This is a genomic window from Streptomyces sp. NPDC012835 (assembly GCF_042900885.1).
Taxonomy (GTDB): domain Bacteria; phylum Actinomycetota; class Actinomycetes; order Streptomycetales; family Streptomycetaceae; genus Streptomyces.
In genome coordinates this window covers 417902-432373 of the sequence record NZ_JBIBBW010000005.1, presented here as the reverse complement: position 1 = coordinate 432373, position 14472 = coordinate 417902, and the positions used below count along the sequence as shown (strand labels likewise).

The 14472-nt window shown below is 70.7% G+C and carries 16 protein-coding genes; 13 read left to right on the top strand and 3 right to left on the bottom strand.

Features of this window, described 5'->3' with window-relative positions; translation table 11 throughout:
• The first annotated feature begins 247 nt into the window (after positions 1 to 247).
• The 9 genes from ACFY6S_RS23425 (at position 248) to ACFY6S_RS23385 (ending at position 7305) form a co-directional block, all read left to right on the top strand.
• On the top strand, positions 248 to 1171 hold the full coding sequence (locus ACFY6S_RS23425) for an STAS domain-containing protein (protein WP_388824764.1): 924 nt from the start codon (positions 248 to 250) through the stop codon (positions 1169 to 1171).
• On the top strand, positions 1168 to 1566 hold the full coding sequence (locus ACFY6S_RS23420; protein ID WP_388824761.1) for an STAS domain-containing protein: 399 nt from the start codon (positions 1168 to 1170) through the stop codon (positions 1564 to 1566). Before ACFY6S_RS23425 ends, ACFY6S_RS23420 begins: the two co-directional genes overlap by 4 nt.
• 167 nt (positions 1567 to 1733) lie before the next feature.
• Positions 1734 to 2123: an ATP-binding protein gene (locus tag ACFY6S_RS23415; RefSeq protein WP_388824894.1), complete on the top strand. Its 390-nt coding sequence runs from the start codon at positions 1734 to 1736 to the stop codon at positions 2121 to 2123.
• Positions 2120 to 3145 carry a SpoIIE family protein phosphatase gene (locus tag ACFY6S_RS23410; RefSeq protein WP_388824758.1) on the top strand — a complete coding sequence of 342 codons (1026 nt, stop codon included), beginning with the start codon at positions 2120 to 2122 and terminating at the stop codon, positions 3143 to 3145. The genes ACFY6S_RS23415 and ACFY6S_RS23410 overlap by 4 nt, the downstream gene beginning before the upstream one ends.
• Positions 3142 to 4440, top strand: a complete 1299-nt coding sequence (locus ACFY6S_RS23405; RefSeq protein ID WP_388824755.1) for a PP2C family protein-serine/threonine phosphatase — start codon at positions 3142 to 3144, stop codon at positions 4438 to 4440. The genes ACFY6S_RS23410 and ACFY6S_RS23405 overlap by 4 nt, the downstream gene beginning before the upstream one ends.
• Before the next feature lie 200 nt (positions 4441 to 4640).
• Positions 4641 to 4805 carry a hypothetical protein gene (locus ACFY6S_RS23400; protein WP_388824752.1) on the top strand — a complete coding sequence of 55 codons (165 nt, stop codon included), beginning with the start codon at positions 4641 to 4643 and terminating at the stop codon, positions 4803 to 4805.
• Positions 4806 to 4872: 67 nt separating this feature from the next.
• On the top strand, positions 4873 to 5166 hold the full coding sequence (locus tag ACFY6S_RS23395) for a Dabb family protein (protein ID WP_388824749.1): 294 nt from the start codon (positions 4873 to 4875) through the stop codon (positions 5164 to 5166).
• Positions 5167 to 5342: 176 nt separating this feature from the next.
• Complete coding sequence (locus ACFY6S_RS23390; RefSeq protein WP_388824746.1) at positions 5343 to 6197, top strand: RNA polymerase sigma factor SigF; 855 nt, start codon at positions 5343 to 5345, stop codon at positions 6195 to 6197.
• A 232-nt stretch (positions 6198 to 6429) separates the two neighbouring features.
• Positions 6430 to 7305 carry an RNA polymerase sigma factor SigF gene (locus ACFY6S_RS23385; protein ID WP_388824743.1) on the top strand — a complete coding sequence of 292 codons (876 nt, stop codon included), beginning with the start codon at positions 6430 to 6432 and terminating at the stop codon, positions 7303 to 7305.
• A gap of 116 nt (positions 7306 to 7421) precedes the next feature.
• On the opposite strand, the gene ACFY6S_RS23380 is transcribed toward ACFY6S_RS23385, so the two are convergent.
• On the bottom strand, positions 7422 to 7628 hold the full coding sequence (locus ACFY6S_RS23380) for a hypothetical protein (RefSeq protein WP_388824740.1): 207 nt from the start codon (positions 7626 to 7628) through the stop codon (positions 7422 to 7424).
• 235 nt (positions 7629 to 7863) lie between these two features.
• Between ACFY6S_RS23380 and ACFY6S_RS23375 the strand changes: the two genes are divergently transcribed.
• The 4 genes from ACFY6S_RS23375 (at position 7864) to ACFY6S_RS23360 (ending at position 12455) form a co-directional block, all read left to right on the top strand.
• Complete coding sequence (locus ACFY6S_RS23375; protein ID WP_388824737.1) at positions 7864 to 8349, top strand: MarR family winged helix-turn-helix transcriptional regulator; 486 nt, start codon at positions 7864 to 7866, stop codon at positions 8347 to 8349.
• 14 nt (positions 8350 to 8363) lie between these two features.
• Entirely contained in the window at positions 8364 to 10952 is a 2589-nt protein-coding gene (locus ACFY6S_RS23370) for an MFS transporter (RefSeq protein WP_388824734.1), read from the top strand.
• 126 nt (positions 10953 to 11078) lie between these two features.
• Positions 11079 to 11906, top strand: coding sequence for a YceI family protein (locus ACFY6S_RS23365; RefSeq protein WP_388824731.1), 828 nt, complete (start codon positions 11079 to 11081; stop codon positions 11904 to 11906).
• An 84-nt stretch (positions 11907 to 11990) separates the two neighbouring features.
• Complete coding sequence (locus tag ACFY6S_RS23360; RefSeq protein ID WP_388824728.1) at positions 11991 to 12455, top strand: PPOX class F420-dependent oxidoreductase; 465 nt, start codon at positions 11991 to 11993, stop codon at positions 12453 to 12455.
• 107 nt (positions 12456 to 12562) lie between these two features.
• Here the strand turns inward: ACFY6S_RS23360 and ACFY6S_RS23355 are convergent, their stop codons facing one another.
• Together ACFY6S_RS23355 and ACFY6S_RS23350 are read right to left on the bottom strand one after the other, a co-directional pair.
• Positions 12563 to 13375, bottom strand: coding sequence for a protein kinase (locus ACFY6S_RS23355; RefSeq protein WP_388824725.1), 813 nt, complete (start codon positions 13373 to 13375; stop codon positions 12563 to 12565).
• Positions 13376 to 13395: 20 nt separating this feature from the next.
• A complete protein-coding gene (locus ACFY6S_RS23350; RefSeq protein WP_388824722.1) occupies positions 13396 to 14313 on the bottom strand; it encodes a radical SAM protein in 918 nt (305 codons plus the stop codon).
• Positions 14314 to 14472 lie beyond the last annotated feature (159 nt).

Genomic DNA, 14472 nt, shown 5'->3' with positions numbered 1-14472 from the left:
GCCCGCCGTGCCCGTCCCGCCCGTCACGTCCACCGCGCCCGCCACCTCCGTAACGCCGTACGGAGGCACCCGCGACAGGGGCTTGACGAGGGACTCTGTCCATATCGGCGCTTCCCGTGCTTGACTGCGGTCGATAACGTTTGTCGAGCGACAAACAAAAAGCGGGTGTGACGGAGAGCGGCGGACGGCGCGATCCACGCGTCGGCGCGATCCCCGCACATGTCATCGAGTACGGAAGGACGGCGGCTTGACTACAGCCGAGGACGAGGCACGTGAGCGCGTCACCGACGCGCTGCGTACGGACGCGGACGCCATCGCGGACCGCTGGGTGCAGCTCCAACTGGCGCAGCCCTCCTGGGGCAACGGGGTGAGCGAGACCGAACTGCGCGAAGAGGCCGACGCCCTGGTCGGCGCGCTGGCGACGGCGCTGGAGAGCGGCATGCCGGTGCGGCACGTGGTCGGCGGACACCGCGACCTGCACCGGGCCGTGACCGAGCTGTCCCTGCGCCGGGCCCGCGAGGGGGTGAGCCCCACCGCCACCTCGCTGGCGGTCCTGTCCCTGAAGGAGGCGCTGCTGGAGGCCGTGCAGCGCGGAGCGGGCGACGGGAGCGGGCTGTTCGGCTCCGCCCTGCTGGTCAACCGGCTGCTGGACAGCGCCGGGGCGCTCTCCTTCGAGACCTATGTGGAGGGCCGGGAGGAGATCATCCGCCGGCAGAGCCGGCAGCTGCTGGAGGTGTCCACGCCCGTGGTGCGGCTGTGGCGGCACGTGCTGGCGGTGCCGCTCATCGGCACGCTGGACACGGCGCGCACCCAGGTCGTCATGGAGAATCTGCTCCAGGCCATCCAGGAGCACGAGGCGCAGGTCGCGATCATCGACATCACGGGCGTCCCGACCGTGGACACGGCGGTCGCGCAGCATCTGATGCAGACCGTCAACGCGGTGCGGCTGATGGGCGCGGACTGCCTCATCAGCGGTATCCGGCCACCGATCGCCCAGACCATCGCCCAGTTGGGGATCGACCTGTCGACCATCCTCACCCGGGCGACGCTCGCCGACGCGCTGTCGGCCGCGGTCGGGCTGACCTCCGGCCCCTCCGGAGCCCCCGGGGCCTCCGGCGCTCCCGGTTCCTCCGGCGTCCTCGCACGGTCCGGCGCCCTGGCGGAGCTGTGAACGGCCCCTCCCCGACCGGTGTCCCGATCCTGCGCCTGGGGGACGTCCTGGTCACCGGGCTGCTCAACGAGCTCGACGACAAGTCCGCCATCGCGTTCAGCGAGGAGCTGACCGCACGCATCACCGGCGACGGGGTACGCGGCGTACTGATCGACATCTCCCGGCTGGAGATCATCGATTCCTTCGTGGCCCGCACCCTGATGGAACTCACCACCATGGCGCGGCTGCTGGGAGCCCGAGTGATCGTTTCCGGCATGCGCCCCCCGGTCGCCATCACCCTGGTGGAACTGGGGCTCCAGCTCACCGGCGTGGAGACCGCGCTCAACGCCGAACGCGGCATGGCCGCTCTCGGCTGGCGCCAGAGTTCACCACCTCCGGAAGGGGCACTCGCGTGACACGCACCGGCCAGGCCGGCACCACCACCCTGCTCCATACGAACAGCCGTGGCGACCCCGCGACGGCCGCACCGCCGACAACTGCCGCGCCCTCCGAGGCCGCGGCACCGCCCACGGCCGCCGCGCAGGCGGCAGAAGCGACAGAGGCGCCGGGAACATCGGCCCTCGTGCACGACGTACGCACCGAGGAAGACCTGCTGGCGATCCGCCACGCGGTACGGGCGGCCACCCTGCGCAACGGCTTCAGCATCGTCGACCAGACCCGCGTCGTCACCGCCGCCAGCGAACTCGCCCGCAACGCCTACATCCACGGCGGCGGCGGCACCCTCACCATCGAGAGCCCGGACCGCCCCGGCGGCGGTGGCATCAGGCTGACCATCCGGGACGACGGCCCCGGCATCGCCGATGTCGAAGCGGCCCTGGCCGACGGCTTCACCACGGGCGCGGGCCTGGGCCACGGACTCGGCGGCGCCCGGCGGCTCATGGACGAGTTCGAGATCCGTACGGCCACGGGCCGGGGCACCACCGTCACCGTCACCCGCTGGGCCGGCCGGTGACAGCGGCCGGCATCCGCCCGACCGCGCACATCCGGATCGACCACTACAGCGCGGTCCACCTCGCCGCCGAGACGGCCCGGTCGGTCGCCCGCGCGTGCGGACTGCCCGGAGCGATGCCCGACCAGGCGGCGGTCGTCGCCTCGGAGCTGGGCAGCAACCTCGCCAAACACGCCACCAACGGCGCCCTCTTCCTCCACCCGCTGCCGCTCGGCGCGGGAGTGGAGATCCTCGCCGCCGACCGGGGACCCGGCATCCTCGACCTGGACCGGTCCCTGACCGACGGCTACACGACCACCCACACCCTCGGCACCGGACTGGGCGCGGCCCGGCGGATATCCACGTCGTTCACCATCCGCAGCCAGTCCGGCGTCGGCACCCTCGTCTGCGCCCGGCTCGCCCCGCCGGACCCGCCGCCGGGCCTCGCGCCCCCGGCCGGCCAGGACATCGCGGCGATCTGCCTCGCGGCCGAGGGCGAACGGACCAGCGGCGACGCCTGCTCCGTCATCGACACCGACGGCGTCCGCACCGCGATCGTGGTGGACGGTCTGGGCCACGGGCCGGGGGCCGCCGAACCCGCCCACGCCGCCCTGCGCGCCTTCGGCCGTACGCCGGACAGCCCGCTGCCCGAGATCCTGACGGCCGTCCACCGAGCCCTGCGCCACACCCGCGGCGCGGCCCTCGCGCTGCTGCGGCTGCACCCCGGCCACGCCGAGTACTGCGGCGTGGGCAACGTGCGCGCGCTCGCGCTCGGCCCCGGCGGCGTCCATCACCGGCTGACCGGTCAGCCCGGCGTCGCCGGACTCACCGTACGGGCCCCCCGGGTCCACCGGATTCCGCTGGAGCCGGGCAGCACGGCCGTCCTGCACACCGACGGCATCGACCAGCGGTGGACCCACGCCCCCTCGCCCTTCCTGCTGCGCCTTCCCCCCACTCTGCTCCCGGCCGCACTGGCCCACAGCCACCGGCTCAGCCGCGACGACGCGACCGTGCTGGCCACCACCCCCCACCGAAGGCACCCGTGACCGCGCCCACCCGCCACACCCTCCACTCCCTGCCGCAGCTGCGCCGAGCCGTGCGCGGCATCGGCGACGCGCACCGGCTGCCCGCCGAGACCAGGGCCCGGCTCGTGCTGTCCGTCGCCGCCCTGGCCGCGCCCCACTTCGGCGACGGCCGCTCCGTGGCGCTGGAGTCCGCCCGCGAGGAGAGCCCGGCGCGGGACCATGGCTCCGACCGCGAGGGCTCGCTGCTCTCCATCACCCTGCGCACACCGTGCCCGGGCCGTACGACCGAACTGCCGCTGCCCGCGCGGACGACCCCGGACGGTGCCACCGTCTGGCACATCCCCGCCCCACCGCGCGCCCCCGGTGCCCCGTTCGTCCCGCCCCCGCCACGGAGCGGCGGGCTCGGCCGCGCCGTCGCCTCCGTACCGGACGAAACGGCCTCGCTGGAGCAGGAGTTGCGGGCCGCGCTCGCCCATGTGGACGCCCTCGCGGCCGAGCACCGCCGCCTCAAGCACGAACTGGCCGAGACCAACAGCGGAGTTCTCGCGCTCTATGTCCAGCTCGAAGAGCGCGACGAACAGCTCCGCACGGCGCACGGCCAGATGCTCCGCGAGCTGGAGGACGCCCTGCGCCCGCTGCCCATAGCCGTCGACGGGCTGGAACTCGCCGTGCACTACGCCCCGGCGGGCACCGACGCGCCCACCGGGGGCGACCACTACGACTGGTTCACCCTGCCCGACGGCACGATCCACATCACCGTCGTGGACGCCCTGGGCCACGGGGTACGCAGCACCCGCAGCGCGCTGAACGTCACGCACGCCGTACGCACCCTGGCCCTCGAAGGCCACCCGCTCCAGTCCATCGTGGCGCGCACCCACGAAATCCTCGCCCCCTTCGACCCGGAACTCATGGCCACCGTCCTGCTGGCCCGGCTCGACCCCGCCACCGGCGAACTGCGGCTGGCCAACGGCAGCCATCCGCCCGCCCTGGTGGTACGGGCCGACGGCGCCGCCGAATACCTGGAGGTGCGGGGCCGGGGCGTCGGCTATCCGCTGCCCGGCAGTGAACGGCTGCTGCGCACGCGGCTCGGCGAAGGCGATCTGCTCGTCCTGTACACCGACGGCCTGGTCGAGAGCCGCAGAGATCCGCAGGAAGGCGAACGGCGCCTCATCGACAGCGCGCGCCGGCACCGGAACCGCGCCGTCCACGAGATCCCCGGCGCGCTGGCGGCCGACATGCTCACCGTCGTCCTGCACGCCGACGACACCCTCGCCCTGGCGGTCCGCCGGACGCCGGACACCGGACGCGGCGCGTGATTCCCGCATCACGACTGTTGCCGTACGGCAATCAGCCGGCCGGGCGGCGAGCCGCGCCCGCTTCGCCCCGTGCACCCGCCGTCGCGGTGGCCCGCACCGGCCGTACCCCGTCGCCCGCACCGCGCGACCTCTGGCCAACGGCGTTCATACGGTTAGACTCTCGCGACCGTACAGGCGAGCGCACGGGAAGGCCGCGGCAGATGGGGCAAGTAAAGAAGATCGTGCTGTACGGGCTCGCCGTGTTCGTGCTCTACACGATCATCACGTCTCCCAAACGGGCCGCCGAGCTCGTCCAGGTAGGGTTCGAGGGCATTTCGAGCGCCGCCCAGGGCGTCGGCCAGTTCATGTCGTCGCTCGTCAATTAGCGCGCACGGCAGTACGGCGGAAGCGGGTCGCGGCGCCCGGTCACGCCCCGGACCCAAGGAGTACCCGTTGATCCGCCACCTGGTCCTCTTCAAGCTCGACGAGGGCGTCACGCGTGACGAGGCCCGGGTGATCGCCGGGGCCAGAGCCTTCGAGGAGCTGGGCGGGCAGGTGCCGGAGGTGGAGTTCTGGGAGTGCGCCTGGAACATCACCGACCGGCCCATCGCGTACGACTTCGCCATCAACTCGGCGGTCGCCGATCGGGCGGCCCTCCAGCGCTACCTCGACCACCCCGCCCACCGGGCCGGCGTCGCACAGTGGCGCGAATTCGCCACCTGGGTGATCGCCGACTACGAGTTCTGAGCCACCGCCCTCCCCATCCCGCACCCACCCGGTGCGGGGTTTTTGGGTTTATTACCCCATTTCGCCGTCAACACGGTTCTTTCGGGTGCTTGCACACAGTGGACATGTCTTGTGATGCTATGACCGCTTTTGACGGATGAGTTGACGTAGTCGACCGCAAAGGGGTGGGCGTAATCGTGCCGGCCAGTACGACACCTCAAGTGCTGCCCCAGGCGGAGCCCGCGGCCCCGACCCTCGTCGAGACCGACGCGCGCCCCGCCGCGCAGAGCCGGGGCGCCGACACCCGGGCGCTGACCCAGGTCCTGTTCGCCGAGCTGAAGGGGCTGGAGCCGGGCTGCGCCGCGCACGCACGGGTACGGGGTGCGCTGATCGAGGCCAATCTGCCGCTGGTGCGCTACGCCGCCGCCCGGTTCCGCAGCCGCAACGAGCCGATGGAGGATGTCGTCCAGGTCGGCACGATCGGTCTGATCAACGCCATCGACCGGTTCGATCCCGACCGGGGGGTGCAGTTCCCCACCTTCGCGATGCCGACGGTCGTCGGGGAGATCAAACGTTACTTCCGGGACAATGTGCGGACCGTCCACGTACCGCGCCGGCTGCACGAGCTGTGGGTCCAGGTGACCGGGGCGACCGAGGACCTGACCACCGCCCACGGCCGCTCCCCGACCACCGCCGAGATCGCCGAGCGGCTGCGGATCTCCGAGGACGAGGTGCTCGCCTGCATCGAGGCCGGACGCTCGTACCACGCCACCTCGCTGGAGGCGGCACAGGAGGGCGACGGGCTGCCGGGGCTGCTGGACCGGCTCGGCTACGAGGACCCCGCGCTGGCCGGTGTGGAGCACCGCGATCTGGTTCGCCATCTGCTGGTGCAACTGCCCGAGCGCGAACAGCGCATCCTGATGCTGCGCTACTACAACAACCTGACGCAGTCGCAGATCAGCCAGGAACTGGGCGTTTCCCAGATGCACGTGTCAAGACTTCTGGCCCGCAGCTTCGCGCGGTTGCGATCCGCAAATCGGATCGAGGCGTAACCCTCACAGGTAAAAACCCGTCAGCTCAGCCCACCGCGCGAAAACCAGCAAACCCCCGCACAACAGGACGCAACGCTCCATCACTTGTCGACAAGTCACTACAGCGTGTTGCCGACATGTGACATTCTGCTGGAACCGCGTTTGCCGCAGTCCCGCCGCCGGTATTCAGGTGGAGGCTGCGTTCCTCCGACGGGAGCGCCGCCGCGACCGTCCGCGACCTCAAGGGGGTGGCATGTCCGTAGAACAGGGCAGCTCGAAGGTGCTCACGCTCACGAAGAGCGCGCCAGTGCGCCATGCGCTCGACCAGGTGGCCGACCCGGTGCTGCCACGCGCGTCCCAGCCGGAAGCCATCGACACCCGCACGCTGTCCCGCTCCCTGTTCCTGCGGCTCGCCGTGCTCGAACAGGACAGCCCGGAGCGCGCCTACGTGCGTGACACCCTCATCGAGCTGAACCTGCCGCTGGTGCGCTACGCGGCGGCCCGGTTCCGCAGCCGCAACGAGCCGATGGAGGACATCGTCCAGGTCGGCACCATCGGCCTGATCAAGGCGATCGACCGGTTCGACTGCGAACGCGGCGTGGAATTCCCGACGTTCGCGATGCCGACGGTCGTCGGGGAGATCAAGCGCTTCTTCCGCGACACGTCGTGGTCGGTCCGGGTGCCGCGCCGGCTCCAGGAGCTGCGCCTCGCGCTGACCAAGGCCAGCGACGAGCTGGCGCAGAAGCTCGACCGCTCGCCGACCGTTCCCGAACTCGCCGCCGTGCTGGGCGTGTCCGAGGAGGACGTGGTCGACGGCCTCGCGGTCGGCAACGCGTACACGGCGTCCTCGCTGGACTCGCCGTCCCCCGAGGACGACGGCGGCGAGGGCTCGCTCGCCGACCGGCTGGGCTATGAGGACATGGCGCTGGAGGGCGTGGAGTACCGCGAGTCCCTCAAGCCGCTGCTGGCCAAACTGCCGCCCCGTGAGCGGCAGATCATCATGCTCCGGTTCTTCGCGAACATGACCCAGTCGCAGATCGGCGAGGAGGTCGGCATCTCGCAGATGCACGTCTCCCGGCTGCTGACCCGTACGCTCGCGCAGCTGCGGGAAGGTCTGATCTCGGACTGAGGTACGCGAACCCCGCCCATCGTCCGCGCGTCTGCGGGCGAACTCCCGGGCGGGGTTCGGACATGACGTACCGTCGGCCGACGCGTGACGCCGGGCCGACCGCCGCTGACCGGCCGTCAGAAGGCCAGCCAGGCGACCACGGCCAGGACGACGACGGCCACGACCACGCCGACGATCACTCCGACCTTCGGCCCGCCCTGCTGCTGAGGCGCCTGCCGGCGCTCGGGCTCGCCGTCGTCGACAAACGCGCGGAACATCTGGGTGCTGCCCGCGGGGTCGGGATTTCCCTCGGGTCCCTGCGGGGCATGGGGATTGTGTGCCATGGGCCAGGACCCTAGCGAACCTGGGCCGCCGCACCCAACCCCGGGCCCTCTGTCGGCCCCCTCGCGCCCCTTTTACGGAGCCGCGCACCCACGCGCCGGGCATTGACCTCGACCATGCGAAGGTTTTTGGTTCCCTTTACCCCCGTAGGCCCGATTTAGTTTGCCTGCGGCAACCAACTTCTTCTATGGTTCCATGGTTGCCCTAAGCAACGAAAGCCTGGGGAGAAGAAGAAGAGTGGCCGCATCGCAGAGCCAGTACGCGGAACTGTCCCGACAGCTCAGTGCGGTAGGAGCCGTCAAACGCGGCCTCAGCCGCATTCTGCCCGCCGAGTGCCCGGGCGGCTCCGCCGCCGTACTGACCCTGCTGGAGCGGCACGGCGAGATGCGGATGAGCCGCCTCGCGGAACTTCTCTCCGTGGACATGTCGGTCACCAGCCGGCATGTCGCACACACCGCGGAACGCGGCTGGATCGAGCGCATGCCCGACCCGGCCGACAAGCGCTCGCGCATCCTGCGGCTGACCCCCGCCGGCCGGGAACTGCTCGACGAGCTGGCCCGGCGGACGACCGACATGTTCGCGCGCACGCTCGACGACTGGACCGACGACGAGGTCGGGCAGCTCAACACCCTGCTGGCCCGGCTGCGCAGCAGCTTCGGCGACTGCCGGGACTGGCACTACCAGAATTCGCACACCCGTACACCCATGCGGCAAGAGACGTGAGACAAAGGAATTCAATGGCTACGACCACACCAACGGGTGTGCGGGGCGGCCACGCCAAGCACGGCGGCGATCCCGCCTCCGAGGCCGGCGCGCCGATGACACACCGTCAGATCATGGAGGCCCTGTCCGGGCTCCTCCTGGGCATGTTCGTCGCGATCCTCTCCTCGACGATCGTCTCCAACGCCCTCCCCCACATCATCTCCGACCTCGGCGGCGGGCAGAGCGCCTACACCTGGGTGGTCACCGCGGCGCTGCTGTCGATGACGGCGACCACCCCGCTCTGGGGCAAGCTCTCCGACCTCTTCAGCAAGAAGCTCCTGGTCCAGATAGCCCTGACCATCTACGTCCTCGGCTCCGTGGTGGCCGGTCTCTCCCAGAACGCCGGGATGCTGATCGCCTGCCGTGTCGTCCAGGGCATCGGCGTCGGCGGGCTCTCCGCCCTCGCCCAGATCGTCATGGCCGCCATGATCTCCCCGCGCGAGCGCGGCCGGTACAGCGGCTACCTCGGCGCGACCTTCGCCGTCGCCACCGTCGGCGGCCCGCTGCTCGGCGGTGTCATCACCGACACCTCGTGGCTGGGCTGGCGCTGGTGCTTCTACGTCGGCGTGCCCTTCGCGATCATCGCGCTGATCGTCCTCCAGAAGACCCTGAAGCTGCCGGTCGTCAAGCGCGAGGTCAAGGTCGACTGGGGCGGCGCCTTCTTCATCAGCGCCGCCGTCTCGCTGCTGCTCCTGTGGGTCACCTTCGCGGGCGACAAGTACGACTGGGTCTCGTGGCAGTCGGGCGTCATGGTCGGCGGCTCGATCGTCCTCGGCGCGCTCTTCGTCCTCATCGAGAGCAAGGCCAGCGAGCCGATCATCCCGCTGCGCCTCTTCCGCAACCGCACGATCACCCTGGCCTCGCTGGCCTCGCTCTTCGTCGGTATCGCGATGTTCGCGGGCACCGTCTTCTTCAGCCAGTACTTCCAGCTGGCCCGCGGCAAGTCGCCCACGATGTCCGGCGTCATGACCATCCCGATGATCGGCGGCCTGTTCATCTCGTCCACCGTCTCCGGCATGATCATCACCAAGACCGGCCGGTGGAAGGTCTGGCTGGTCAGCGGTGGCGCGCTGCTGACGGCGGGGCTCGGGCTGCTGGGCTCCATCCGGTACGACACGCCCTACTGGCACGTCGCGGTCTTCATGGCGCTGCTGGGTCTCGGCGTGGGCATGATGATGCAGAACCTGGTCCTGGCCACGCAGAACCAGGTCGCCCCGGCGGACCTCGGCTCCGCCAGCTCCGTCGTCACCTTCTTCCGCTCCCTGGGTGGTGCGGTGGGCGTCTCGGCGCTGGGCGCGGTGCTCGGCAACCGGGTCACGCACTACGTCGAGGAGCAGGTCCCGAACCACGCGGGCACCGGCGGCGGCGGCATCCCCGACCTGGCGGCGCTGCCCGCCCCGATGCGGCAGATCGTGGAGGGGGCGTACGGGCACGGTGTCGGCGACGTCTTCCTCTACTCGGCCCCGGCCGCGTTCATCGCCTTCCTGCTGACGCTGTTCATCAAGGAGGTCGCGCTGCGCTCGCGGTCCGCCGGTGAGTCGCCGGAGGCCGTGGAGACGGCCGCCGCGGCGGTGACCGCTCCGGCGGAGGCCGCGCAGGCACCGATACCGGCCCAGGCGCACGCGCCGCAGGACCCGGCTCCGTACGGCTCGGGTCCCCACGACTCGGACCGGTACGCCGGAGCCGCCCGGACCGGGTTCGCGCAGAGCGGGATCGATCAGACCGGGGGGACACAGACCGGGACGGTGGAACTCATGACAGCGGCCACGCACGACACGGCCGGCTCGGCGGGCGCCTCCGGCACCTCCGTACACGGCACGGTGCTCGGCGCCGAGGGCGTTCCGGTGCCCCGCGCGGCCGTCACCCTGATCTCGCTGGCGGGCCGCCAGCTGGCCCGCGCGGTCGCCCGGCCCGACGGCGGCTACGCGCTGGACGCCCCCGGCGCCGGTTCGTACGTCCTGATCGCCTCCGCCGACGGCTTCCAGCCGCAGGCGTCCACGGTGATCGTCGGCGACGAACCGCTCCCGTACGACATCCGGCTCTCCGGTACGAGCGGCCTCACCGGGGCCGTGCACGCGGCCGAGGGCGGGCTGCCCGTCGAGGACGCGATGGTGATCGTGACCGATGTACGGGGCGATGTGCTGGCCACCGGCAGGTCCTCCGCGCAGGGCGAGTTCGCCTTCGGCGAGCTGGTCCCCGGCTCGGTGACCGTCGCGGTGAACGCCGCCGGCTTCCGTCCGCTGGCCCTGCCGGTGGAGATCGGCGGCCAGGGCGCCACCCGTATCGAGGTTCCCCTCCGGGCCGGTGCGCTGGTCCAGGGCACGGTCAGGGCGGGTGCCGACCGGCGTCCCGCGTCGGACGCCCGGGTGACCCTCGTCGACGCGGCGGGCAACGTCGTCGCCACCGCGACGACCGGGGAGGACGGGGCTTACGCCTTCACCGACCTGGACTCCGGCGAGTACACGGTGATCGCCACCGGATACCCTCCGGTGGCCGGTGCGCTGACGGTCGCGGGCCGGGGAGTCGACGGCCACGACATCGAACTCGCGCACCCCGGCGAGTAGTTCCGTCCGTGCGAACCGGGCTCCGGCGACGGGGATGCGCACACCGGCTGTGTGCGCGTCCCCCGGGCCGGGGCCCGGACTCTTGGCGGGACCTGATTCTTGGGTGAGATCGAGGAGATGAGTGGGATGGGACTTCGCGGACAGGTACGGACCCGGGACGGCTGGGCGGTTCAGCACGCGATCGTGACCATGACCGACATGGCGGGACAGCAGATACTGCGTACGGGCACCGACGAGGCGGGCGCCGTACAGGACGACTCGCCGCTCGTGCCGGGCCCGTACACGGTCGTGGTGACGGCCGTCGGGTACGCGCCCGTCGCCTCCACCGCGATGGTGACCAGAACCGGCCGCGCCGACCTGGGCAAGGTGACGCTGACCAGACAGGGCGGCGTGGAGCTGCCACCTCCGGGGGTGTGGACCATCGACCCCGCGCACTCGACGGTGGGCGCGGTGGCCCAGCACCTGGGAATCTCCAGCGTGCGCGGGCGGTTCACCGACTTCAGCGGCCGGATCGAGATCGGCGAGGCGGGCGCGGACAGCGCGCAGGGCCGGGTCGACGCCGTCATCAGCGCGGCGACCATCGACACGGGCAACGGCCTGCGCGACAAGCACCTCAAGTCGCCGGACTTCCTGGACGTGGAGCGGTTCCCGGAGATCAGGTACAGCAGTACGGGCCTGACCCCGTCGGGCCCCGACCGCTGGCGGGTGCACGGCACGCTGTCGCTGCACGGTGTCGTACGCGACATCGACCTCGACCTGAGCTACCTGGGCACCGGCCCGGACCCGTGGGGCGGCGTGCGCGCGGCCTTCCACGCGACGGCCGAGCTGCCCCGCGAGGACTTCGCCATCAACTACAACCAGGTGGTGCAGGCGGGCATCGCCGCCATCGGGACGACGCTGCGGGTGGAGCTGGACATCCAGGCGGTGCAGGGGGAGAGCCTGCCGGGCGTGTAGGACGCGCGGAGGCACGACGACGGCCGGTGAACCGCCCGCACAGGGTGGCCCACCGGCCGTTCCGCACGTCATAGGCTGCGGCCCATGGCACCGAACATCGCGACAAACACGACCGTGGACCTCGCCGGGCTGCTGGAGTTCGTACGCCCCCGGCACCGCGCCATCCTGCTCACCACCCGCGCCGACGGCCGCCCCCAGGGATCGCCGCTCTCCTGCGGGGTGGACGACTCGGGCCGGATCGTCGTCTCCACGTACCCCGAGCGCGCCAAGACGCGCAACGCGAAGCGGGACGAGCGCGTGAGCGTGATCGTCCTGTCGGACGACTGGAACGGGCCGTGGGTGCAGGTCGACGGCGCGGCCGAGGTGATCGACTCGCCGGAGTCGGTCGAACCCCTGGTGGAGTACTACCGGAACATCGCGGGCGAGCACCCGGACTGGGACGAGTACCGCGCGGCGATGGTGAAGCAGGGCAAGTCGATCATCCGCGTCACCCCGGAGCGCTGGGGGCCGCTGGCCACGGGTGGCTTCCCGGCGCACCTGGCCCCGTAGCCCCTGTGAACGGCCAGGTCAGAGCCTCATGGGTCGGGCGGGGCGCGGTCCTGGTACTCAGCTGAGTACCAGGACCGCGCCCCGTTCGGGTCGCTCGGGCCGTGTGCTCACCGCTCCGTCCGGCGGATGCCTCGGTGGTCGGCCCATTCCCGGGCGGCTTCCGCCATGGCCCCCAGCCACCCCTCATCAGGACGCCGGTCGGCGATGGCGCGGAGCATGCGCAGATCGGCTGCGGCGAACACGTCGATCGCCTTCGGATCGGCGTTCGCCCATGCCGTGCATCCGGCGGCCCAGGACTCGGCGGACTCGGGGCTGTGGCCGGCGGAGATCAATTGCACGACGAAAGAGGCCGGGTCGATGAAAGCGGGCCCGCGCGTGGGCCATCCCCAATCGATGATCCACGAGCCCGCGTTCCCCACCGTCAGGTTGGACGGGTTGATGTCGGTGTGCAGGAGAGCATCACCACGGAGGAACACCAGCTCCTCTTCGCTGCCCACATAGGCGTCCCACCGGTCTTCCGTCCAGTCCCGCGCGACGTCGGGCAGTTCCAGAGCCGCCGCCCGGTTGAGGAGATCCACGGCGAGGGGAAGGTCGGGCGAGCCCGGCTCGAAGTCAAGACCACGCTCCTCGATGACCTCGAATCCGAGAATGAACCATCCGGCGTCGTCCTCGTCAACACTCCACAGCAGGGCCGGAGAGAGGGGCCGCACGTATGGGTTGATCGCGCGCTCCCGGAGGATGGAGTCCCTCCGTCCCCCGGGATGGTTGAACATGGCCTTGACGAAGAACCGGCCCTTCTCGCTGTCGATGACCGCAGCGAAGTCGGACCCGAATCCCCGGGCCGGAACCCGAACCTGGGTGACTTCGCCGGTGTACGGCAGGAGCAGATGCCTGAAGTGACCGTCGGGCAGGTCATCCACGTCGGGTCTCCTCGGTTACGTCAGTTCTTGGGCCTGCATTCGCTGCGCGGCGTACCCGGGCCGCAGGCATCGTTCGGTTCGCACCTTGGATCACACGGATTCTTCGGGACGCAGTCAGGGTTGCACGGCTGTTTCTGGCCACCGCCCTTGTCCTTGCCCCACCCCCAGACCTCTCGGAGGGAGTCCACGGCCTCAGCCAGGGCGGGACCGCTCAGAATAGAGGACAACGAAGCGTCGTGGACGTTGCCGACCCCCATCCAGGTGGAGAAGACGCACGGCGTGACGGTACCGCTCGGGTCGATCGCAGCCCTGCCGTCGCCGCACCCGCCACAGAAATTTGACGCGTCCGGTTTCTGGCCACCGCACGCCCGTCCGAACTCCCGGATGCGGTCAACTCCGATCCGGCTGACGCCGATCGACGCGAGGTCGGCCCTCGTCGCGGCGATGATCTGTTCGCTGTCTCCGACGATGCCGACTCGGATCGGGACCCCGAGCCCGATCGCTTTGACGATGTTGGCCCGAGTCCTGGCGTGGCTCGAACGACCCGTGACCTCGTTGTGTTCCGATGCCTTGTCCGAGTAGTACGACGTGGCCAGGGAAACTCCCGCGCGCTGGAAAAGGCCCCAGCACCGCACCGGCACGTGGACGAGATTGCTGTACACCTCTACGCGCAGGCCGACGGTCAGCGCGTGGTCCACCAGCTCCGCGAAGTCGGGGTGCATGGTCGGCTCTCCGCCAATGAATTGCACGTCCGTGACACCGACGGTCGCGGCCTGGTCCAGGACGCCGATCCAGTCCTCGCGGGACATGGTGCCGTGGGCGCCTTTCGGCCCAGACTTGTTGTAGCAGTGCGCGCATTCGAGCTGACACTTCCGTGTCAGATCGCACCACAAGAACCCCGTGGTGGTCTGTTCGACGGGTAACGCAGCAGGCGCCATGTTCTTGCCCTTTCACTCGTCTTCCTGGATCTCCGATATGGCGTTCTTGGTGACGATGCGAGTTCTCCTCACCCGGCCCCTGGCAGGGTGCGAACTTCTGGACACAAGAAGTCAACTGTCAATTTCGCCACACAGAGAGCAACTCCCCTCCGTAGCGGA